The sequence below is a fragment of the Sporomusa malonica genome, from assembly GCF_900176355.1.
In the GTDB taxonomy this organism is placed as follows: Bacteria; Bacillota; Negativicutes; order Sporomusales; family Sporomusaceae; genus Sporomusa; species Sporomusa malonica.
In genome coordinates this window covers 14737-36696 of sequence record NZ_FWXI01000002.1, presented here as the reverse complement: position 1 = coordinate 36696, position 21960 = coordinate 14737, and the positions used below count along the sequence as shown (strand labels likewise).

The window sequence follows — 21960 nt, the reverse complement described above, 5'->3', positions numbered from 1 at the left end:
TTTCTAAAACTTAATACGCATTCCATCATAAGCGACAATAACATTCCCAAACCTTGCAACTTTTTCAGTTAGCTGGCTCTCAGTTACAGGCTGACTATAATGTATCGCTAGGTGAGTAAGAACAGTCTTTTGAGCCTGGGTGCTTCTTCCGAGATCAATGGCTTGCTCAATTGACATATGCGAATGTGGAAACCAATTCTCGCCATGGAAGGTCGCATCACATATCAGCCAGTCAACCTCGTATACATTTCGTCCAGTAGCTTCTGGAAGTCCGGCAGTATCAGGAAAATAAGCAATTCTAGTCAGCTCTGATTCCACTAAAAATCCCGCAGTTTCAATTCCATGATTAGCAGGCAATGGAGTTAAACGAAAGCCACCTAAATGGTATTGCCTCTCAAACTCCCATGGTTTTACTTCAAGTACATCGGCTAGATTTGGGAAAGCATCCTCAAACTCTTGTACAGCACTTGGCGGCAAATATGCCAGAATTGGTCTACGCCGCTTTAATTTGACGAAATATTCAATCTCCCCCAGACCACCGAAATGATCATAATGCCAGTGAGTCAGAAACATACAGTCAATCTCGGAGATTTTCTCACGTATAAGTTGGCTCCGTAAATCCGGCGATGCATCGATAAGTATTTTTTTGTTTTCATCCCCAACAAATGCCCCACTCCGTGTTCTGCTAAGTCTAGGATTGTTTCTAGCTTCCTGACATGCTACACAATCACAAAAGAATGAGGGTAAGCCCGGCCCGGCACCAGTACCAAGTAGAATAAAATTGCGTTCCATACAAAATTATCTCCTAATTGAAATTACTACAATAGGACATATGCGGGTGACTATAAAACACCATTGGAACGGGATTACACTCCTCTTTCTCCTCACAGGTATTACATTGCATGTTGTAAGGAGAAACTAACTTAGAGAAACTGCTGGGAACGAACCCATTCTTTTTATAAAAGTTTATTGCTGTACCTCTCGCTACGGTTGTTACTTGAAAGGTACCATGCACTAGTTCACCCGGATCGCAACAGTACTTTTGTGGGTGGCGAAGCAACTCTTGCATGAACTGGGTACCTAGTCCCTGGCTCCGCCCCTCATGTGACACAGCTAACACCGATAAATGAAATACACTATCACTTATTGAAGTTAGCAACGCTCCGGCCAGCAGATCGTTATCCCTTTTCAGCAAAATATGTTCTTCAATGTCGCCTGCAAGACCCATACCATATTCTAAAAATAATGACTGCAACTCATCTAGATCATTGTTAGTGGCAAACTCGATCTTATAATACATATAAATCACCTGTCGTTATCTCTTGGGATTCAGCCACTGAGCCTTTTCCTGCCAGCGTCTTTCAAGCGAAAGGGCAAGTTGAGCAATTTCTTTCTTACTCATCTCCGTCCGTTCTTCACCGGGAAGCGCTACTCTCACGGCTGCTCTCAAAAAGTCTAGTCTGAAACAAACTCCACCAGCAAGAACCAGTACTGCAGCAATAACCAGCCAATATACGGATGCAAAAAGCAAGTTAAGTAGCAAAGGTACTAACGTCCCCAGTATGACTACGCCAACCCAAAAGGAATGGGAGAATTCACCCGTCCATAGTTTTTCTGCGCCACGTCTTGCCTCTTCAGAAGCGGATAATTTCATTCCTAATACATAACCCGGTACAGTAATTAACTGTGCAATTAAGAGACCGGCAGCCAAACGTCTAATTATAGCTGTATAAGAATTATCAGCGTAACCCATGATCATCAAGATTAGTAATAGTGCTGAAGCACCAGTAGCCGCTCCGTTGATTAAGAAAACACTAACAAGTCCACTACCATTCCAAAAGCCTCTGCCTTTTGCTTCGCCAAGTTCAATCCCTGGGTACGAAACATATAGGAATGCTGTAATGATTGCCAAAATTGCTACAATTTCTTTGAGCCAGCCAAATCCGGCCCACGGAATAAAGCTGAAGAAAAACGTTGCATATACAAACACTAACGGAATATACAAGCTTTGTAATATTGAACCAAAGCTCATAACTGATGCAAACGGGCGTGAGTTAACCAAATGTCCTCTACTTTTATGAGTTAACTCAATGAGTAGTAACAGTGCACCAAATCCAGCTACTGCGAATGCTACGATACTCACCCAGCCATTTATTTGTCCGGATATTTCGTTGCCAACCAAATCTGTTATCGCGACGATAATAAACATCATCGCCCCCATTGCGGCTAAGAAAAAGTACCACGCCGGCAGACTTCCCCAGTATTCTTGCTGCTTTTCCATACTAACCCCTCCTATGGCATGATGTAATAAACTGATGGCTTTGTGCCCAAATGCGGATATAATGGTTGTGCATTATTTTTCCGTATCAGTTTTACTATCTCGCTATCAGGATCATCAAGATCACCGACATATCTTGCTTGTAACTGGCAAGTTTCTACGCAGCGTGTGACCATCCCCTCGTCTAAGCGATTGAAGCACATGGTACACTTTTCTACAATTCCGTTTTCCTCATTCATCTGACGTACACCGTATGGGCAAACCACCATACAGAATAGACAGCCTACGCATTTCTCCGGATCAATAGACACTATGCCGTCTTCGCGATGGTGACTAGCACCAGTAGGACAGCCGTCAACACAAGGGGCATCCTCGCAGTGCATACATCCGATGGTAATATTATAGGAAGTCAAATTAGGAAATTGCCCGATCGGTCCGACTTTAGAAACCTTACAATACTTCATGTCAAAAGGTAATTTATTTTCATTTTGGCAAGCGATAGTGCATGCATGACAGCCTACACATTTTCTCAAATCAATCAGCATTCCCCAATGCATTAGTCGTTCCCCTCCACTTTCGAAATCCGGCACATAATTCCCCTGGAGCAAAAACTACCGCAAAGCTCATCAAGGGTATCCGGATCGTCATCCACGCATACATTAATATTGGACTCAAATACACCCATTAAGCTGGGATCTTTTATCTCCTTTTCAGGGAACCACCAGCCACGTTCTGCCTGGATAACATCTGGTGCCACAGCCGAGGTAATAAATGCAGTCTGCTTAACCTTACCGGTTGGGGTCTCAATCCAGACCCATTCTCCCTCTTTTATGTTAAGTTTTTGAGCAAGTGTAGGGTTAATAGCAACCCGTGGATTGGGTCTTAATAATCTAATTCTTGTTATCTCCCGATGCTCGGAATGGAAAAAAGGCATGAAACCACCACCGGCAACAAGGCTTAACGGATACTCTTGAGCTAACTCTGGCTTAGCTTCTGCACTAAACGGCGGCGCTACGTAGTGCGGTAACGGATCATAGCCCAGCTGTTCGAAAATTGAAATTTTTAGTTCAACTTTACCTGACGGTGTTGCAACTCCACGAGTTTCGAATTTCCGGTACTCACGATCAGCAAAGTGCATCCGATAACACTGAACAAATTCTTCGTAGCTCTCAAGTTCTAGACCAAGGGGATCGAGACGGTATTTAAATATCTCTTCGTCGGTTTTCCAAGGCCAATATTCAGCCTGCCCCATTCTATGACCAAGTTCTGACCAGAATTCTATATCAGTCTTACGTTCAAACATAGGTTCAATTGCTCTTTCAGAGGCAATCAACCAATCTGAAACACCATAGGTTGTAGTCATAACCGGTCTTTCCAACCAGGAAGCAGCCGGTAAGACATAATCGGCCAACATAGCTGCCGGCGTCATCCAATACTCCATCACTACATACAAATCAAGGTTTTTTAATCCTTCATAAACTAGTTTGGAGTTTGCGTACGATACTAACGGATTATTGGCCAATGTGATACAGGCTTTTACCGGATAGGGTTTTTCTGTCACCATAGCTCTAAATACTGTCGAAGGATTAGCTTCACAAAACCATTCTGCTGGTATGCTTTTACCCCATACACGAAGCATATTTTCGGTTAAAAGCTGATAACCCGGCCAAGTATTAAGTTTGAACCTTTCTGATCCTAGTTGTTTTACCCGCTGCTCTTCTGGCAGCATTTCATTTAATTCCATTTCCCAGTCAGTGATAAAGAGCGGATGAGGCCCTGGCATAACATCGCCGCCCGGAACGTCTAAATTACCGCAAATAATCCGCAGAGCTACCCGTGCTTGAGCTGAAGCTGCACTTCCTTTACCTAATTGGTCAGTAGCAACGCCCCACACGATACAAGCAGGTTTGCTCATAGCATAAATTCTGGCTGTCTCAATAATCAATTCCGGAGATACACCGGTTTTTTCGGCTGCCCATTCGGGAGTGTACTCCTGGACTCTATCGCATAGTTCTTCAAAGCCAACTGTCCATTCTTCGATAAATTGATAATCACATAGGCCTTCATTAATGATGACATTTAACCAGGCAAGTGCAAGGGCGTTGTCTGAACCCGGTTTTAGCGGCAGCCAGATGTCAGCTTTGGAGGCTGTTTCACTGTAGTTCGGATCAATAACGATAATTTTCGTTCCATTTGCTTTAGCCTGTAACATGCCACGCATTTCCGGTAAATACGAGGCCCCTCCGTTATGACCCCAGATTACAGCACATTTTGCACCCGCAACTTCTGGATCGAAAGCAGCCCAACCGTAGGAAGCTGCCTCAGTTAAGAAGTTAGGTATCCAACACACAGGAGCAGTATGGACAACATTCGGACTGCCCACCAGATTGAAAAAACGCCGCCTGGCAAAATCGTCGGTTCTGTTGGTGCCCCCTGTAGTAGCAATAGTCTCGGCTCCGTACTTTTGTTTTAGAGCAGCTAAACGTGCCGCAATATCATCTAATGCTTCCTCCCAGGATACTCGCTCAAATTGACCTGATCCCCGTTCACCTACTCGTTTAAGAGGAAAGTTGATCCGGTTGGGGTGGTTTAGGTGGTCTAATGCCGAAACTCCCCTGGGACATTGCGCCCCTTGATTAAACGGATGTTCAGGGTCTCCCACCACTTTTGTGACCACTCCGTTTTCGACTGTTGCCAGCATACCGCAGTTCATATGGCAGAAATGGCATGCCGTCTTTCTTATTTCGCTCATCCTTTATCCCCCAATCTCATGCAATAGTAGTCTCAGACTTGTTACCGAATTGTCAGTTGTATGGCTTTTTGCGGACACTGACCTACGCAAGTGTAGCAAGCACAGCATTTTTCTGCGGTCGGTGCACTTGCCCTTTGTTGCCCCTCTATAGACACCATCTTAATCACAGCTTCAGGGCAGAATGCCTCGCATAAACCACATCCATTGCAGCGTTCTTCGTCAATTCGAAGCTCTATAGTGTTTGCAGCTACAGGTCCACCACCAGATACTTTATCAATAACCGGCGGCATATAGATCTTGCGCCGCGCTTCCGGAATACTTTTAACAGCTAGCTTTTCAAGTGATTCAACTAGAGTGTTCAATTGCTGGTAAGGCACTGAAACATAAGCTTCAAAGTCGCTAATGTCACTTATAGCCCTTGCTCCATAACATCCAAACGAAATGTTCATCTTCTGGTTTCTAATAACCTGGACCGTTAAATCGGCGCAGGTTGAATTGTAGCCTGATGTGTGAAAAGCATGCCGCTCTCCAGTACTGTAACTAGCTGCGCAACATAACCACATCATTTGTTCAGGATATAGCGTAAAAATGACTACATCTGGCTCAAATTCAGCATCCTCCAGTGGAGCCATTACTGTAGCAGTATAAGTGCCTGGATCAAATTCCTGCCTTGTAGCAATCATCTTTTGTGCGCATTCAAGGGTAGGCAGCTTCTTAAATAATAGATACAATTCACCTGACCGAAGTTTTGGGGACATAGGAATCAATCCCATAATGGCGGCCCCATCAGGACAAGCATGCTTACTGGGCGGCATGTACAGGCTATTTCCCCGTCTCGCAACTGTAATAGCCTGGCAATGCCTGAGCGGAACTGAGGGTTCATATACATTATCCGGAACTTTTTCGCCCGGTTTAAGCAGTTTTACAGCCACAGGCGACCACCTAAGTGTCAGCATATTGGTAAGTGCTGCGGAAAGTTCATTATATTTCATATTTTCTAGGTCTTCCTTTCTGTTGGTGTTAATCTGCCATAATTTTTTCCCAGATTTTCTCGCCTTTTGTACCGGCCAGCATTTGTTGTGCACGCTCTTTGGCACCGCTAAAATCTCCACGTTGATTTAACAATAAATTAAGAACATGTGTCACTGGGATTTCAGAAGCTCTGCTATCGAAATTTAACACGCAGCTTAGACAATACCCAACCAGAATATCTGCTCCCGAATGCCTTGCTTCGTCTAATCTAAAATTCACGAGTTTTTCTTTCAAATCCGGACGAAAATGTGATAATTGCCCGCCACTGCCACAACAAATTGTATGCTCCTTGCTATGTTCCATCTCTATGATGGAGAACCCGCATTGCTCTAATGCCTGGCGCACCTGCCTGGCAAACCGCCCCTCCAGTCTGTCTGGACACGCATCATGAATGGTGCACGCCCCTTTGCCAGTATACGGTTCAAAATTCATCACTTCATATACAGTTAAAACATTTATTCCAAGAGGTTGGAAGATGCTTTTCAACTCGTAATAACATCCTGGGCATGCCGTAATGATCTTATTTATATTTCGCTGCTCTGCAGACTCTATCAATCGTTTCTGCACAACTTCATATCTTTGCGGCAGCCCCATCTGATCGAGCGGCTTCCCGCAGCATTCCGTCCATATTTCCTGACACTCACCGCTATTTTTGAGACGATCATAGATTTCTCTGGTTAACCCTGGCGAGTAGGTCAACAAGGTGCAGCCTGGAAAAAACACGGTACTTGCCTGGCTGTCAGATTCTATGTCACTGTAGTCAATACCATAATAGTTACGGTATGTATTCATAACATTATTTTTTCTATCAGGGAACAAATATCTGAACTCATCGATATCAATTTCGTTATTTTGTACAGCTTCTTTTCTACGGGCAGCAAATAATTTCTTAGGACTCAAATTTAGTGGACAAACAGTTTCACAGGCACCACATAACGAACAACTAAATGCTTGGTCAACCGTGACTCCCTGTTTTCCCATCATAGCCGGTGTTTGGTCGATCTCCTTTAACAGTTCACAGGTATTAACACATGCGCCACACCCAATACAATCCTCAGCTATATTACTCATAGAATTTCTTATAGCTAGCGTTGGGGAGGAAGAGCCGAACTTTCCAACCCACTTTTCCCCAAAACTTCAAGAGTATTTACAGGTACTTTAATACTTTCATCATGCCGCGCTGCCAGTTGCAACGCCTTTATAACCGGAATCATACTTGCTAAATCTACTGGAATATCTACATCAGGCGCCGCCTCTACTACGCCGAAAGGAATGTTTTCTTGTATTGCCTTCGAAACTAACATATCTAGAGCCGTTATACCTTCAGTGTTATAAAATACCCGATCGAAACTAAACGGCGTTGTACAGGTGTAACCGACAAGAGAAAACCCGCCTTCCTGGCAAGCGCCTTCTACTAAAGCTGCCCCTATGTTCAAAGCTGTGTTTTCCCTTCTTTCAGCCGTTAACAGCCCCGAGTCAGTTGACGCCAAATATTCGAGTTTGCGTAAAGCATCCTTTATAATTGCCGGCTGCAAACTTGGAAGATCCCCGCCGACAATAATTACACTATCCGCCAGTCGATTAGCTGATCCGTTCTTTAAGATATAATCAGCGGCATACTGCATGCATTGGTCAAAGTTCCCCCCTTGGTCAGCAAATACTTCTCTGATTTGTGAGCGGTCAGCGGTCCGATTCAGTAAATTTTCTAGGCACTCGCGATCACCGTCATGGTTGTAACATACGAAAACGTCACCGCTGCCGGCAGCCAGGCAGACATTAATCACATCAAGTACACAGCCTTCATAAAGCGCCATTGCTTCTTCTGGGGTTAATACTCCTCCCCGATTCGTTGTAAGCCGGGTCTTAGTTTCTCCGGCCTTAGGAACTTTCGTAAAAACTACTATCGCATTTCGCATAACAATTACCCCCATATTTCCAAATCGATTTTCTTCAATATCTCAGCCCATCAAGCAGGTCAATGCAATATGCTCATTTATAGACTTTAACTCAATGCGCTTCATAGAATTTCTTTACGCTAATATTTAATTGCAATATTCATGCCAATCGATTTTCTATTCGTTTAATGCAAATATCTCTTATAAATACTGGGTTTAGTACGTTCCTAAAATTTATTTGGATAAATTCAGTTTTCCATTTTGAGAATTATCTCAGTTTTGGAGTCTCATTTTAGAAACCAAATTCATAGACCTCCATAGCCCATACCGGCAAAAAGAAGAAAGACGCCCCATATATGTGCTTGCATTGACAAACACAATGGACGTCCATAAAAAAATTATGTCATTTTTCTAACGAGTAGAATCCTATCAATTACTATATCTCTACTTCAATTAACTTATACGCTAGCGACCCCATACCAATTTGGGCCGCATGTTTGATCTGGATATCGGAATTTCTATGCGGAAATGCTAGCTTTCCTAAAGTATGACCATGAGCTGCTTCGGTCAAATCTTGAGTTGCTTGATCAATAGCCACAGGATCATTGGAAGCTAAAATGCCTATATCAGGTATTAGCTTTTCATCCGGGTTTTTAGTGAGACAATCACAATTCCTCGTCATGTTTGTCATCACATTGAAATAAAAACATTTTCCCGGCTTATCAATAACAGCTCCATAAGCATGTTCTGCCATACTCTTTTGCAGATAACCCTCGTCAGCAGTAAAATCATACTTTACTGCATCAAACCGACAAGCGGCAATACATTCCCCACAACCTATACATTTTTCGGGAACGATATACGCTTTACCATTTTGTTCAACAATAGCGTCAGCAGGACACCATCTCATACACTTCGTGCAATTCGTACACTGAGAACTTTCAACGGTAGGCAGTACAGCCGAATGTTGGCGTCTTTTCCCTTTACGGCTTGCTAGGCCCATTCCCAAATTTTTAATACACGCCCCTAAACCGGTGGAAGTGCAGCCAGTAGCGTGAGAAACCACTAAAAGGGCATCGGCCCCTTTAATTTCCCTGGCAATATTCACCGTCTTGTGAAGCTCACCCGGTATGGCTACTTCGTATTCTGTATTGCCTAATAGCCCATCTGCCATCAGAAAGGGGGCACCAACGTTTTCAATCCCGAAACCTTGGCGATGAGCTTGCATGAGATGCTTAACGGCGTTATGCCGTTCACCCTTATATAAAGTTGAAGTTTCTGTTAAAAAAGGAACCCCGCTACTTTCTTTTACCTTAGATACCAATTCGCTTATCAACTCTGGCTTAACCCTGGTATTATTTGACCCTTCCCCGACATGAAACTTGATTCCCACAAAATCATTATTGGAAAAGATTGATGACACCTCAGCTACGTCGAAAAGTTTACCTATGGCCTGTACCTGTTCCGTCGTATTTGCGCCATCTGCCAATTTAATAAAATACACTTGGGATTGCAAAGTAGCCCCATCCTCCAATAAATATTTTACAGACCAGTTTAAACGTGTAGAAAGATTATTTACACCTTCCTGAACCAGAGAGTTATCATAGCTAATGCGCCAATAAGGCAAAAAGTAACTAAACACATCAGCCCCCCAACATAACTGCCGGTCGCATTAATGAAATAGCCAACAATTAGTGGAGTAATTGCTCCGCCAAGACTCCCCAGCGCACTTTCAAAGCCACTGCCAGCTCCCAGAGCCTTAGCAGGTACAACCTTCTGTATGATTGACCAATGTCCAGGTTGTCCAATTAACAGCGATGCTACTGCAAGAACAAGCCAAAGCGCAGCTTCCACCTGCCCTGTTGCATGGGCGGAAAAGTATATGCCGGTCGCCGCTCCAAGCATATGCAGAATACCAAAAGTAGATTTCCGCTCAATCTTATCTGTTAGATAACCCGCAATAATAAGGGCCACAACTCCCGCAGCGTAAGGTGCATTTGCCCAGAACCCCATACTTTTCCAAGTAAACCCCATGGCTTGTTTGAGGAACGATGGAATCCATGTCGCCAGCCCCCACCAAGCTGAGGTACTAAAGACATAGAAAATAACACAAAGCCAATAATCAAAGTTTAGTAAGAATCCCTTCCAGTTTTCCCAAGATGAAGTAGAAACAGTTGCCATTTTGCCGGCAGCCGCTTCGGCTTCAGCCTTTAAACCACTCTCGATATATTCCAGTTCACGTTGATTAACGGCTCTACTCTCACGGGGATGATCATTAGTAAAGAACCATATCAATAGCAGCGGAATTATACCGATTGCCGCTAATGTGAAGAAACTAGTCCTCCACCCCCATTCGCCAACAACCCAAACCATGAAGGGCATTGCCAGCGCCGGGCCTGCTGACAGACCTATAAGCCAAGTGGAGTTCGCCCTCGCTCGCTCTTGCGGAGGAAACCAGTTTTTCACAAATTTCATCTGCATCGGCCAGTGCATTCCTTCTCCAAGACCTAAGATACAGCGGGCTACGATCATCCCGGTAAAAGTAGACACTAATCCTCCATAAAAACAAGAGACTATCCAGAATACGATTGCCAACGCCATGACCTTACGCGGTCCCCACAAATCTCCGAGCGGGCTTAACACGGCGTTAGTTATTGCATAAGTAAACAAAAACATTGACATCAGCGAACCCATCGCCACGGCATCGCCTTTTATCCCCATCTCCTGGAGGAATGTTTCATCTGCAACCAATACAGATACGTTGACTCTGTCAAGGTATGCAACTAACAGTGTTACCAGCAAAACAAGGATTACTACCATTCTTTGTCTTGTTGGCTTTGCTACTGCTGTCGCCTGATAAGCCAACACGCTATTGTCATTGTTTAACGGGCTTTGCTTATCCATTTCGGTCTCCCCCTCGATTCTTTATTACTGCTTACATATACGACCAACTCCCAGGGACTTAGACGCTCTTAACTCCCGCTTACAAAAGCGGGAGTCTTAGAGCGACTTAGTCCATCGGATAAGTTTTCAGCAATAGTTTGGGAGTTTATGGCATTGGTAATTGAGCACTTCACTTTTGATTTCATGTCACGGAAAGGGATTACGTAAAAAACTGCGTAGACCCGAACGAGGTACGCAATTAACAATGTCATTACAAGACTAAGTATAGCTACCCCTCCTTGCGTTCAAAGTTTTTCTGATAAAGCCGGATCTACGCTATGTACTACAATACTTTATTTTGAAATAGTTACCTGGCTTACCACTTTACTCCGCTTATCCAATGATCTAAAAATCAATGCGAAAACCAGTCCTACTATATTTAACCCTAAGGCGATCCAGAAAGCCTGTTCATAATTTCCGGTAGTTTGTCTGACCGTCGCCGCCGTCATAGGCCCGAATATAGCTGCTAAACTAAAACCAACAAAAGTAATACCATAGTTAACACCGAAGTTTTTCAGTCCGTATCTCTCACTGATAATTGACGGCATTGTACTCATGAAACCGCCAAAAACTGCTCCAACCACAATTCCAGAGGCAGCAAACCCGGGCACAGAACCAGTAAGGGCCAGATTTAACATGCCCAACGCAGAGAAGACATACATAATCATTATTGTACTAGAACGTCCGATTTTGTCAGATACCGCACCAAAGACGATACGTCCCAATGAATTGGATACAGCAACCAGACTAACAAAAAACGCGGCATCCATAGGAGTCAATTTGAACATTTGTTGGCCGATCGGTGAAGCAAAGGCAGTGATCATAAGTCCTGACATCGCTCCGCAAGTAAGCATAACCAAAACCACCCACCATGTACTATCTCGCAGCATTTGACTCCAAACTACATCGACAGCAGCAGGCTTAGGAACGTTAGCTTCAACCGGGGGATTCCAGCCCTCTGGCTTAAAACCTGCCGGAGCCCGCTTTATTACTAACGAACATAGCATAATAACGACAAAGAATACTGCACCAAGTATTTTAAATGTAGTCAGAACCCCTAAGCTGGTAATCATGGAGCTTGCAATAGGAGCAACAATTGTAGCTCCGGAACCATACCCCGCTGCTACCAGACCTGCCGCCAACCCTCTCTTATCAGGGAAAAACTTTACGGTATTACCTAGTGTCCCGGCATATGTAACACCGCCGCCGATCCCAGCGAGAACACTATACGTAATGTAGAGCATTTCCACACTAGATACAAACCCGGTAATAAATAAACCTACACTAAACATACAGCCACCAATGATGACATTGGCTTTTGAACCTAACCGGTCTTGAATGTACCCACCGCCAATCATGGCAACCGGACTTAGAGCATGATTAATTGTAAAAGCTAAAGCGATAGAAGTCGCAGCCCAGCCAAAAGTTTTACCTAAGGGTAGGGCAAATACACTCCACGCGTATAAGGTACCAATACAAACGTTGGTGATAACCGCGGCAACAAGAATTAGCCAGCGGTTATATTTTTGTTCAGACATTTTCATACCCCTTTCATTGCTATAATTACCAGTTAGGTTCCTCATAAGGGCATTTTGTAACATGACTTTTAAAAATCATAATATTATTAAAAATCAATACCTTTTAAAGGCAGGCCTGTTTTTTAACTTGGCCTGCCTTTACTAAACAATGGATCCAGTCCTAAACAATTCTTGCAAAGTCAATTACCTTATTTTTTTTCAGTGTCGGTTGGCAGTTCAGTTTGACAAAAAGGACATTTTTTTTGCTTAATCCCCGCCATAGCAGCGACCTTTTTTCCACAATTAGGGCACTCAACCGGCTTGGACAATGATGCTGGTCTAAAACACATTTTATAGTACCTCCTTTGTTATGTAATAGCGAAAACTTATTTCTCAGATAATTTTTATAATGCCATAACGGCCCCTGCTGATGAGGGTCTCCGTTATGGCACTTTTGCTTAACTACAATAAATAGAATTTAGGTGAAACAGCTTAGGGAACGAACAATGCCATTTTAGAGCCCTTGTCAGCCATCTTTTTAGCCAGCTCTTCAACAGGTCCTACTTCCATACATTGACCCAGGCAGTGAAGGGCACAAGCTGGTTTTTGACCTTTAGCCACGCGGTCTTCACACAGATCACACATCTGGGTAGGAACCGGAACAAAATTCCATTCCCATTTATCACCTTCTACGTTAAAGGGGCCAACTTCAGTCATTTTGATTCCCCATTTATCTTTAGAAAGGTTCTTTTCATTTTTACAAGAAACCTCACAGCTATGGCAGCCTGTGCAATATTCATAATCAATTAACAAACCGTTACGAGACATCCTTATCCCTCCATTTCGAATTTTTAGTATTAGTCTTCTGCCTTAGTAACTTTGCAGATAATTGCCTTGAACGGCGCACCGAAGCCAAGTTTACCAATGTGCTTATGAGGGATCAGGGTGTTGATATTTGATTTCCATACACCAAACAGGCTTGGTTCTTCGGCTTCTTCTTCTGGATACCACCAACCGTGAGTACAATGAACGACATCAGGCTTAATAGCAGGCATTAAATGAGCCTTTGCCTTACACTTGCCAAATTGGTTTTCAAGTACTGCCCAGTCGCCTTCTTTAATACCCAGGTTTGCAGCAGTTTCCGGATTGATTTCCACAATCGGATCTGGATCAATAGCGCGCAAGGATTTAATTTGTCTATGCTCTGAATGGAAGGAGGTAACTTTTCTCGCACCAGTAGTAAGTACCAATGGATATTCCTTCGCAAGTTCAGGAGTACTTACCGGGCTGTATGGCGGCTCTTTATAATAAGGAAGCGGGTCTTCGCCCCATTCTTCAAAGAGTGTCGAGTAAAGTTCAACCTTACCTGTTACTGTATTGAAGCCAGGCTCGCCGTCAAATCTCAGTTTGCCGGTCTCGTGTTTTCTATACTCGTAGCCAGGCTGGAATACGCCAGCTTCTCTTAAGCCGTTAAAGTCAATACCAAGCTCTGGTTTGAGCTGGTCAGTGAAGAAATCAGGAATATTTTCCCACGGCCAATTCTCAGGATTGAGACGTTTGCCCAGTTCCAGACAAACTTCAATATCAGACCTTGTATCACCAACCCGGAATGCTTCGTTCATTGCACCTGCAAAGATAGCATTTCGTCCGAAATGAGTCAGGACGACGCCATCATGCTCAGCAAATGTCGGCAACGGTAGGAATATATCGCCGAAAGCCATTGCGGTTGGTGTCATGAAGCAATCTTGCACCACGTTAAATTCCAAGGTTTTAAGAGCCTCATACCATCTTTGCGGAGCAGCAGAGTTGGTAGGAGCGATAAAGTTACTGCTGTTGAACCAACCCATTCTGAGTCTATAAGGTTTGCCTGTTTCCAGGGTATCAAGCGTCTCATCCGGGTGGGTTGTAGCCAATGCAGTGCTAAGCGCAGGCCATTCTTTTGCCCCGATGCGTTTATCCCACAGCTCTTCGGAAATCTGGGAACGGGTTTCAACACGCCATTTGCCGAGAAGCGCAGCGGGTGGTCCTAATGTGATGCCGCCGGGCACGTCGAGATTGCCGGTCATGGCTGAGAGTGAAAGGATAGCATGACCAAGTTGAACTCCGTTCGGATTTTCGTCAACTGCCAGACCCCATTGAATAGCTACAGGGCTGGCGTTAGCCATAACTCTCGCACACTCAATGATTTTTTCAGCCGGGATGCCAGTAATTTCTGCAACTTTTGCAGGTGGATACTCTTGAACGCGTTCTTTAAGTTGGTCGAAGCCGTAACACCAGTCTTCAACAAACTTTTTATCATAGATTTCTTCGTTAATGATAACATTTAGGAATGCAAGAGCCAGTGCAGTATCTGTGCCAGGTCTTAACTGCATCCAGTAGGCTGCTCTGGAAGAAAGCCAATTCAAGCGTGGATCAATAGAGATGATCTTGGTTCCCCGCTTCATCATATCAACAATGGAGTGACCATAGAAGCCATCAGGGTTAGACCATAACGGCATTTTGCCCCAGAGTACCAGATATTCAGGAACTTTATATCCAGGATGGTCATAACGGTCTGGATAGTGGCCGGCAAAGTCAATTTCCGGATAGCCTGCGCCAAGGATATAGTCAGTGATAGCGCAACGCGGACCGTAGCAGGACCAGCCGCTGAGCGGATAGCACACATTCGGGGTTTGGAGTGTAGAGAAACCAAGGGGATAGTAGTACAAGCATGCTTCTCTACCAGTACCGCCGAATACGATGATGGACTCAGCACCGTGATTCTTTTTAAAGCCGTTTACTTTTTCAACTATGATATCATAGGCTTCATCCCAGGTAATTTGCTCCCATTTATCTTTACCGCGATCTTCAGGAGCGCGCTTCATCGGATAAATAATACGGTCGGGGTGATGTACAAATTCTGGTAAAGTTAAGCATCTTACGCACAGACGACCTTGGCTAATTGGATGTTCAGGATCACCCTCAACCTTCACAAGCTTGCCATCTTTTACATGTAACTTCATGCCACAGCCTACCGGATGATCTCCGGGGGGCGACCAACCACAAGTACGAACTGTATAACTACCGTCTTCGTGTTTTTCCATCCATTCTTTTTTCATTATCTCACCAACCCTTTCAGAAACTTCTTATACTTTGAACAACCCCAATGTCCGCTTTACTTTAACACCTCCATCCGACGTTTGGCATCCCAGGTTCACTTCCATGGCCGAAGTTTATTTTAACTTGCTATACTTGCGTACAGCGTTAGCCCGGATTATAAAATTGGTTTGCTTGTACCGTCCATCTAGTGTTATTGCATTAAGCGTGCCAACTTGTAAAAAAGATGTGCAAGTGGCTAACTACCTGGATTGTTCCATTCTTTTCTTTGACAAAATGAAATGTGTCTAATCCTTTTTTGAGAACTATAAATCCTTGCTAATAACTCATAATACATGCAAAAAACCAGAGAATTTGAATAATCCGCTTTTGCGACACAGTTTCAATATAGGATGGGTATAAAAGCAAGGAAACGGTGACGCCCGGGGCAAATTGCGATCAGAAAGACGGCTATCTCTTTGGCACTAGCAACAACCATCTTTCTATACTTTCGGCTTCGTCCGATCGCAATTTAACCCCTACGCACTACGGGACTGTCATCTACGCTTTACAACCTAGACGATAGACATTACGTGCGACTATTTCGGAAATTTTGCTGATGAATAGTTCTGGCCTGGTTTACGAGCTGATGCTGGGATTTTTGGTTTTTCGGCTGGCTCTTTTGGAGCTTCGGCCTGTTGGGATTTTTCTTCAGCGTTTTTGTTTTCTTCTGACATAACATCACCCCCTTTACACGAAGGTTATATGCAACAACTATGCCAACAGGCTCTAACACCTTGCAAAGCCGCAATTTTGCTGGAATCTTGACGTTTTTTTCTAATCTCTATCTAAAATAAATTTTCTAATTTTGGGATCCTTAACATGGTGTCTTTAGGCCCGCAATATTGGAAATAGTACAGAAATTCGACGATCTTCTTTTGAGAGCAAAGTATCATTTTAGGATTTATAAAAGCCCATGAACATCCGGAATTGAAAGATTAGGGCCTGAGGGAACTCAATTTCTTAAAAATAAAGAAAGCCCCCTGCTTTAGGGGACTTCTCATCTAGTATTCAATATTATAATCCTTCAGTTTTCTATACAAGGTCGAACGGCTAATTCCCAGCATCTCGGCTGCAACAGGGACACAGTTGTTCGAATGTGATAGCGCCGTTTCTATAGCGGCTTTTTCGAGATTCTCCAGGCATAACATCTCGCCTACATTGCCATTAATAGTAGTGGTTTTATCAACTTTTACAGGACAGGTTTCTAGAATAATATAGTTTGGCAGGTTTTCCGGCTTAATTAGGCCATCTTGGGCAGTATTGACAGCATAGATCATAGCATTTTGCAATTGCCGTACATTGCCGGGCCATCCGTATTCACTAATTTTTTTCTGAGCTGCCGGGCTTATCTGCGGAGTTTTCCAGCCATACTTCCGGCAATAGCTTTCAACAAAATATTGACTAAGTACTACAATATCGTTACCTCTATCCCGTAAGGGGGGAATATTAATGGTCAATACCGACAGTCGGAAATAAAGATCCTCGCGGAATAGGTTCTCCTTGACCATCTTATAGAGATTCTTATTAGTAGCAGCAACTAACCTAAAATCAACCTTCTTATAGCGGCTGCCGCCTACGCGCATTATTTGCTTGTCTTCCAAAGATCGAAGTAACACAGATTGGAGTTCAAGCGGCATATCACCAATTTCATCAAGAAAAAGCGTGCCACCATGGGCCAGCTCAATTTTACCGGGCCTGCCGCTTCTTTCTGCACCAGTAAAGCTACCACCTTCATAGCCAAATAATTCACTTTCGATTAATTCCCGGGGCATAGCTGCGCAATTCACTGCCATAAACGGGCCTTGAGGACGATATACGTTGTGAATTGCCTGCGCATAGAGCTCTTTACCGGTACCGCTTTCCCCTATAATTAAACTGTTTTCCGGTGAACTGGCAAACCGACGAGCCAAAGCCATACTTTTTTTAAATTCTTTGTTTTCGCTAATAATATCCTCGAAAGTATATGTAGCCAAACTCCCTATTTTTTTACTCTGTGCAGGAGTTAGCTTTTCGGAAGAACTAATTTTTAACACAGCGGCATCTAATTCTTGAGTGTCTGGGTTTATAATTGGCCGAACGGTTACTAGATAAGAGTACCTATCAGTACCTACTGATAACCATTCTTCAATAGTAACATTCTCGCCTTTTTTTGCTAAGCCTATTAAGCAGGAATTACCCTCTAGAAATTCATTAATATTTCGATTATTAGTTTCTTCAGGTCTTAGCTTCAACATATGCATACCTGCAGGATTGATATGCAAAATTTGCCCGCTTTGGTCTATTATTACAATACCTTCATCAATAAAGGCCGAAGTAGCGTTCAATGTGCTATGGACAGAAATAAGCTTATCTCGAGTAATCTGAAGTTGCCTATTGAAGCTTTCTACCTTTTCGTTAGCCTCATTCAAAGTATCAGTGGTCTTATTTAGCGCAAGCTGAGTCTCTATACTCGTCGCCAAAGAAGTTACCAATCCCAAGCTATACATTCCCATCCTTCTAAGGGTATCTTCGTCGGGTGTATTAAGCAAGGGCTGGCTTACCAGCACCAAAGCAGCCTTAATCTCATCATTTTCATTTTTTATTGGAGCAGCCGAAGCAATACTATTTTGGAATGCTACACAGTAATGCTCAGGGCCAAGTAATTGCACAGGACGTTTAAGTCGAAGACATAATTCATGAGCAGTAGTACCTTCCGAGTCCTCATTTGCGATAATACCTGTCCGGGAACAGTATTCAGGAAGTGATGTAAAGCTTTCCAAGCTGCCTTCATGAAATAATATAACTCCATTATTATCAAGCAGATAAAAAATATAGCCACATGCTAAAATCATCTCTTTAAAGGACAGTGAGAGCGATTTGGTGACTTCAATGAGTGTGTGATTTGCCTGTAAAATTTCTGATAGTTGCTCTAAACTCACCTTGGTTGCAGTCGTTGCCGGATAATAAGGATTAACTCCCCTATTGCGGGACCTAATCCATGAAGCAGCAACTTCCTGATCCATATATGGATGTTTAAGTGGATCTTCAGCAGCATTTTGTAGAAACTCCTGCTTATATCGAAGTATGGCTTGCCAACGCTCTTGAGATAGTAGTTCCTTATTAATAGTAGGAATTCCCCCTTGTATAGTTGAGGTACCACTAGTATTAGTATCAGTCACCGACAGTCCCTCCGCTCTTCAAAATATGCTATAGCCCTCATATGCATACTATTCTGAAAACTGGAAAAAGAAAGCCTACAAATAACTAGACTTCCTTCGCATACAGCAGGCACAAAAATTGCTTTTCGTACCCTATCGGTCAGTACTTCCGCGTAGAAATACTGACTCGGAACTTATTGATAATGAATATTTCTGGGAATAAAAACTATATCCTTCACAAAAGGTAGTTCCTCAATGCAAAATTCATTGATAAAATTATGACATTTTTCGACATATACCATTCTATCCCAGGCTAAATTCGATAAAAAAATTCACAAAAACAATCCAATTTTTCACTAAGGTCATAGCTACCCAAATACAATGAAGCATAATCACCTCAATTATGAAAAAGGCAATTACGCTTTAGCTTAGTGTTGATAATTCTTATTTTATCCTGGTATTTGATATGCTAAATGCTCTTTCTTGATTTCTTTAAGCTTTTGCCTTGCATCCTCTGCCATCTTTCCAAGACTACGACTACTTTTATCTACCATATTAAGCAGCACATATTCCCCCTTCGAAAATATAATTGTTTCTTCACCAAATCCTGAATTTGTAAAAGAAGGATAATCCATTGTAACACTCCCTCAGTTATTATATATTTCAATTGTGAGTACCATTAATGTGATTCAGTAGTACTTAACTCATTTTTAGGCGGGGTATGCCATTTGCAAGTTTTCGTTATCCCATCTTGAGAAGGCTTCTTATGCTTATTACAGGGATTAGCACACCACTTTTCAATATATAGACACATAACGGTAGGACGTTCCTTCGGTGGTGGCAGGGCTGTTCCACATTTTTTGCAACTCTTTAGTTCAGGAAAGTTATAATGGCCGCACGCAAGACATTGAATTGGTTTTTCCTTGGGCGGCTTACATCCTCCGCAATATGGATTGCAGGACCAACACATAGTAGTTCCCCCTTTGCCCCTATAACAGCTCATAAAGAAAACACGGCTTGCGCCGAGCCTTTGGCGAAAGTGGAAGCCGATGTTGCCCTTATCCAGACGGAAAGTTATACTTTCTAACAGGATAAAAAAACTAACAGCATGCCGATGCCATTAGTTTTCTTAAACAAAGAGGCCGTTAACAGCTGCTACAGCCTTGTTCTCGGCCAGCTTGTGCCTCCATTCTACTAAGGGCTGACAAAAGGGTCGTCCTTAAATGTATAACATGAGATGTTTCGGGATAGGAAACATCCGCTAATTTAAAAATTTCTCGCAGTTTACCTTGCAGTTCTTCGTGAGTTTGGTAGGTTTCCAAATCCATTGCCAATTTGCTAACTGATCGGGTCTGTCCACCTTGTTTCAAATTATCCCATAATACCGCTGCATCAATAAGTGTAAAAGCCATTATATACCACGCTCCCTTACTAATATGAGTATCACATTAATGCAATACAGCGTCAAGAATCAAAAAAGGACTACCACCATACTGAAGTTTTATTTTGAGACAAATATTATATATAATAGAAACTTCCGACCGTGTTACATTCTTGGATAATCCTAATACTTTTGTTTCCAATTAGCATAGAATTGGTGTATATGTTTGTCTCAAATTAAGATTTTTTAGCCTCATCTTAAAAAAACGCTTAACTTATCTTTACTCGTGGGTGAAATAAATTATCTTTTAAACATTGAAGTGGTTACACACAGTCCTTATGAAACTCACGATAAATGGCTTGTCTTAGCAATTGAAATTCTGTATTAGATCGATTCCTAGGTCGTGGAAGATCTATTATAAACTCTTTTTTGATAGTTCCAGGTCGCTCTGACATTACAATAACCCGATCTCCCATGTATACAGCCTCTTCAATATCGTGGGTAACCATAATCATAGTAGTTTTCTCTTTTTTCCAAATATCCAGAACCTGCTGCTGAAGTTTTAGACGAGTTAGTGCATCTAGTGCACCAAATGGTTCATCTAGAAGCAGTATCTCAGGCCGATTAACTAAGGCTCGTGCTATCGCAACTCTTTGAGCCATACCTCCGGACAACTGGCCGGGATATGCTTTCTCAAAACCTGCAAGACCAACCAGCTTAAGGTGGTTAGCAATAAGTTCAGCATGTTCCTCAGCGGTTCCCTTTTGCAGGGCAAATTCCACGTTTTCCCATACCGTCAACCAAGGCAGCAAGCGATGTTCTTGGAAAACTATCCCGCGGCCCAGGCCGGCCCCAGCGATTCTTTTTCCTGCAATGGTAACAGCCCCCTTAAAATCGGTATCGAGCCCGCTAATAATACGAAGAAGGGTACTCTTACCACAGCCGCTGGCACCTACGATACTTACGTATTCATGACGATCTACTTTAAGAGATATTCCAGTCAAAGATAGGATGGTACCACTGCGGCCTTTGTATGCCTTGGACAGGTTTGTAATGACTACGTGGCTGTTATCGCTCATACCCCTGTAAAGGACTCCTTCCAGCTAACAATTTTCTTTTCCGCAGCTTTCAATATACTATCCATGATCTTGCCAACAACGCCAATGGTCAGCATCCCTACCAATACCCTGTCTGTTTGGGCAAGGGCCCTAGCGTCAGTCAGCATATAACCAATGCCCTTCATCCCGGCCGACAGTTCTGCAGCTACAACGCACATCCAGGCATAGCCAAGTCCAACCCGAAGACCGGAGATTATAAACGGAAGTGCACCAGGGATAATAACTTTCGTAATGAACTTCTGCCTTGGAACCTCTAGCACCTTAGCTAACTCTACATACTTGTGGTCTGTCTGGCGAATGCCATCCAATACGTTAATGAATATAGGGAAAAATGAACCAATAGTAATAATGAAAATTTTTGAACCTTCTTCAATACCGAACCAGAGGATGGAGAGCGGCAGCCAGGCAATTGGAGGAATAGGCCGAAACAGCCCAATTACGCCCTCCATTAACTCCGCCATAAACGGGAAGATTCCTAGCCCAATGCCTAAACCTACACCTAAAATAGCAGCCAGCGCAAATCCTTCCAATACTCGAACAATACTTGTTCCTAGATGACTTGCTAGCTCTCCGCTATAAGCCATAGCAATAAATGAATCTATCACCTGAGCTGGAGCTGGAAGCAATATTGGTTTGACCATACCGCTGGCAGTAATGCATTGCCATACGATTATCAAGACACAGGGCAGCAATACCGCTTTCCAGTTCTGACAGCCAATAACTAGACCGAATCTATACTCCCGGGCAATCTTTAGAACCATTTCCATCG

20 protein-coding genes and 1 riboswitch are annotated in these 21960 nt (G+C 43.2%); all 20 genes read right to left on the bottom strand.

The window, feature by feature from the left end; genetic code table 11:
• Positions 1-3: 3 nt before the first annotated feature.
• On the bottom strand, positions 4-792 hold the full coding sequence (locus B9A22_RS02105) for an MBL fold metallo-hydrolase (protein WP_084573956.1): 789 nt from the start codon (positions 790-792) through the stop codon (positions 4-6).
• A gap of 13 nt (positions 793-805) precedes the next feature.
• Positions 806-1300 (bottom strand): GNAT family N-acetyltransferase, encoded by a 495-nt coding sequence (locus B9A22_RS02100; RefSeq protein WP_084573955.1) that lies wholly within the window; start codon positions 1298-1300, stop codon positions 806-808.
• A gap of 15 nt (positions 1301-1315) precedes the next feature.
• On the bottom strand, positions 1316-2281 hold the full coding sequence (gene nrfD, locus B9A22_RS02095; protein WP_084573954.1) for an NrfD/PsrC family molybdoenzyme membrane anchor subunit: 966 nt from the start codon (positions 2279-2281) through the stop codon (positions 1316-1318).
• A gap of 11 nt (positions 2282-2292) precedes the next feature.
• Positions 2293-2835, bottom strand: coding sequence for a 4Fe-4S dicluster domain-containing protein (locus B9A22_RS02090; protein WP_084573953.1), 543 nt, complete (start codon positions 2833-2835; stop codon positions 2293-2295).
• Entirely contained in the window at positions 2835-5030 is a 2196-nt protein-coding gene (locus B9A22_RS02085; protein WP_084573952.1) for a molybdopterin-containing oxidoreductase family protein, read from the bottom strand. Before B9A22_RS02085 ends, B9A22_RS02090 begins: the two co-directional genes overlap by 1 nt.
• Positions 5031-5071: 41 nt before the next feature.
• The gene (locus B9A22_RS02080) at positions 5072-6022 is read right to left on the bottom strand and encodes a DUF169 domain-containing protein (protein WP_084573951.1); all 951 of its coding nucleotides are present in this window, start codon (positions 6020-6022) and stop codon (positions 5072-5074) included.
• 28 nt (positions 6023-6050) lie between these two features.
• On the bottom strand, positions 6051-7133 hold the full coding sequence (locus B9A22_RS02075) for a (Fe-S)-binding protein (RefSeq protein WP_084573950.1): 1083 nt from the start codon (positions 7131-7133) through the stop codon (positions 6051-6053).
• Between the two features lie 14 nt (positions 7134-7147).
• A complete protein-coding gene (locus B9A22_RS02070; protein WP_084573949.1) occupies positions 7148-7978 on the bottom strand; it encodes a TIGR04282 family arsenosugar biosynthesis glycosyltransferase in 831 nt (276 codons plus the stop codon).
• Positions 7979-8393: 415 nt separating this feature from the next.
• Complete coding sequence (locus B9A22_RS02065; protein WP_176215358.1) at positions 8394-9461, bottom strand: DUF362 domain-containing protein; 1068 nt, start codon at positions 9459-9461, stop codon at positions 8394-8396.
• Positions 9462-9532: 71 nt separating this feature from the next.
• Positions 9533-10861: an MFS transporter gene (locus B9A22_RS02060; RefSeq protein ID WP_139796136.1), complete on the bottom strand. Its 1329-nt coding sequence runs from the start codon at positions 10859-10861 to the stop codon at positions 9533-9535.
• 332 nt (positions 10862-11193) lie between these two features.
• Positions 11194-12438: an L-lactate MFS transporter gene (locus B9A22_RS02055; protein WP_084573947.1), complete on the bottom strand. Its 1245-nt coding sequence runs from the start codon at positions 12436-12438 to the stop codon at positions 11194-11196.
• Between the two features lie 188 nt (positions 12439-12626).
• Entirely contained in the window at positions 12627-12767 is a 141-nt protein-coding gene (locus B9A22_RS24910; RefSeq protein ID WP_139796135.1) for a hypothetical protein, read from the bottom strand.
• Positions 12768-12909: 142 nt separating this feature from the next.
• On the bottom strand, positions 12910-13245 hold the full coding sequence (locus B9A22_RS02050; RefSeq protein ID WP_084573946.1) for a 4Fe-4S dicluster domain-containing protein: 336 nt from the start codon (positions 13243-13245) through the stop codon (positions 12910-12912).
• Between the two features lie 29 nt (positions 13246-13274).
• The gene (locus B9A22_RS02045; protein ID WP_084573945.1) at positions 13275-15515 is read right to left on the bottom strand and encodes a molybdopterin-dependent oxidoreductase; all 2241 of its coding nucleotides are present in this window, start codon (positions 15513-15515) and stop codon (positions 13275-13277) included.
• Between the two features lie 576 nt (positions 15516-16091).
• Positions 16092-16229 (bottom strand): hypothetical protein, encoded by a 138-nt coding sequence (locus B9A22_RS25200; protein WP_176215357.1) that lies wholly within the window; start codon positions 16227-16229, stop codon positions 16092-16094.
• Positions 16230-16556: 327 nt separating this feature from the next.
• Entirely contained in the window at positions 16557-18713 is a 2157-nt protein-coding gene (locus B9A22_RS02040) for a sigma-54 interaction domain-containing protein (protein WP_217805859.1), read from the bottom strand.
• 76 nt (positions 18714-18789) lie between these two features.
• Positions 18790-18897, bottom strand: a riboswitch (molybdenum cofactor riboswitch).
• Positions 18898-19141: 244 nt separating this feature from the next.
• Entirely contained in the window at positions 19142-19327 is a 186-nt protein-coding gene (locus tag B9A22_RS02035; RefSeq protein WP_084573944.1) for a hypothetical protein, read from the bottom strand.
• Positions 19328-19837: 510 nt separating this feature from the next.
• A complete protein-coding gene (locus B9A22_RS02025) occupies positions 19838-20104 on the bottom strand; it encodes a hypothetical protein (RefSeq protein ID WP_084573942.1) in 267 nt (88 codons plus the stop codon).
• 292 nt (positions 20105-20396) lie between these two features.
• Positions 20397-21152 (bottom strand): ABC transporter ATP-binding protein, encoded by a 756-nt coding sequence (locus tag B9A22_RS02020; protein ID WP_084573941.1) that lies wholly within the window; start codon positions 21150-21152, stop codon positions 20397-20399.
• On the bottom strand, positions 21149-21958 hold the full coding sequence (locus B9A22_RS02015) for an ABC transporter permease (protein ID WP_217805858.1): 810 nt from the start codon (positions 21956-21958) through the stop codon (positions 21149-21151). Before B9A22_RS02015 ends, B9A22_RS02020 begins: the two co-directional genes overlap by 4 nt.
• Between the last annotated feature and the right edge of the window lie 2 nt (positions 21959-21960).

What these genes read in the sequence shown, in the direction of transcription:
- B9A22_RS02075 (WP_084573950.1), bottom strand. Translation starts at nt 7,133, where the DNA reads ATGAGTAATATAGCTGAGGATTGTATTGGGTGTGGCGCATGTGTTAAT.
- B9A22_RS02055 (WP_084573947.1), bottom strand. Translation starts at nt 12,438, where the DNA reads ATGTCTGAACAAAAATATAACCGCTGGCTAATTCTTGTTGCCGCGGTT.
- B9A22_RS02015 (WP_217805858.1), bottom strand. Translation starts at nt 21,958, where the DNA reads ATGGAAATGGTTCTAAAGATTGCCCGGGAGTATAGATTCGGTCTAGTT.
- B9A22_RS02105 (WP_084573956.1), bottom strand. Translation starts at nt 792, where the DNA reads ATGGAACGCAATTTTATTCTACTTGGTACTGGTGCCGGGCCGGGCTTA.
- B9A22_RS02035 (WP_084573944.1), bottom strand. Translation starts at nt 19,327, where the DNA reads ATGGATTATCCTTCTTTTACAAATTCAGGATTTGGTGAAGAAACAATT.
- B9A22_RS02090 (WP_084573953.1), bottom strand. Translation starts at nt 2,835, where the DNA reads ATGCATTGGGGAATGCTGATTGATTTGAGAAAATGTGTAGGCTGTCAT.
- B9A22_RS02060 (WP_139796136.1), bottom strand. Translation starts at nt 10,861, where the DNA reads ATGGATAAGCAAAGCCCGTTAAACAATGACAATAGCGTGTTGGCTTAT.
- B9A22_RS25200 (WP_176215357.1), bottom strand. Translation starts at nt 16,229, where the DNA reads ATGTCAGAAGAAAACAAAAACGCTGAAGAAAAATCCCAACAGGCCGAA.
- B9A22_RS02045 (WP_084573945.1), bottom strand. Translation starts at nt 15,515, where the DNA reads ATGAAAAAAGAATGGATGGAAAAACACGAAGACGGTAGTTATACAGTT.
- B9A22_RS02080 (WP_084573951.1), bottom strand. Translation starts at nt 6,022, where the DNA reads ATGAAATATAATGAACTTTCCGCAGCACTTACCAATATGCTGACACTT.
- B9A22_RS02070 (WP_084573949.1), bottom strand. Translation starts at nt 7,978, where the DNA reads ATGCGAAATGCGATAGTAGTTTTTACGAAAGTTCCTAAGGCCGGAGAA.
- B9A22_RS02100 (WP_084573955.1), bottom strand. Translation starts at nt 1,300, where the DNA reads ATGTATTATAAGATCGAGTTTGCCACTAACAATGATCTAGATGAGTTG.
- B9A22_RS02050 (WP_084573946.1), bottom strand. Translation starts at nt 13,245, where the DNA reads ATGTCTCGTAACGGTTTGTTAATTGATTATGAATATTGCACAGGCTGC.
- nrfD (WP_084573954.1), bottom strand. Translation starts at nt 2,281, where the DNA reads ATGGAAAAGCAGCAAGAATACTGGGGAAGTCTGCCGGCGTGGTACTTT.
- B9A22_RS02025 (WP_084573942.1), bottom strand. Translation starts at nt 20,104, where the DNA reads ATGGCTTTTACACTTATTGATGCAGCGGTATTATGGGATAATTTGAAA.
- B9A22_RS02020 (WP_084573941.1), bottom strand. Translation starts at nt 21,152, where the DNA reads ATGAGCGATAACAGCCACGTAGTCATTACAAACCTGTCCAAGGCATAC.
- B9A22_RS02085 (WP_084573952.1), bottom strand. Translation starts at nt 5,030, where the DNA reads ATGAGCGAAATAAGAAAGACGGCATGCCATTTCTGCCATATGAACTGC.
- B9A22_RS24910 (WP_139796135.1), bottom strand. Translation starts at nt 12,767, where the DNA reads ATGTGTTTTAGACCAGCATCATTGTCCAAGCCGGTTGAGTGCCCTAAT.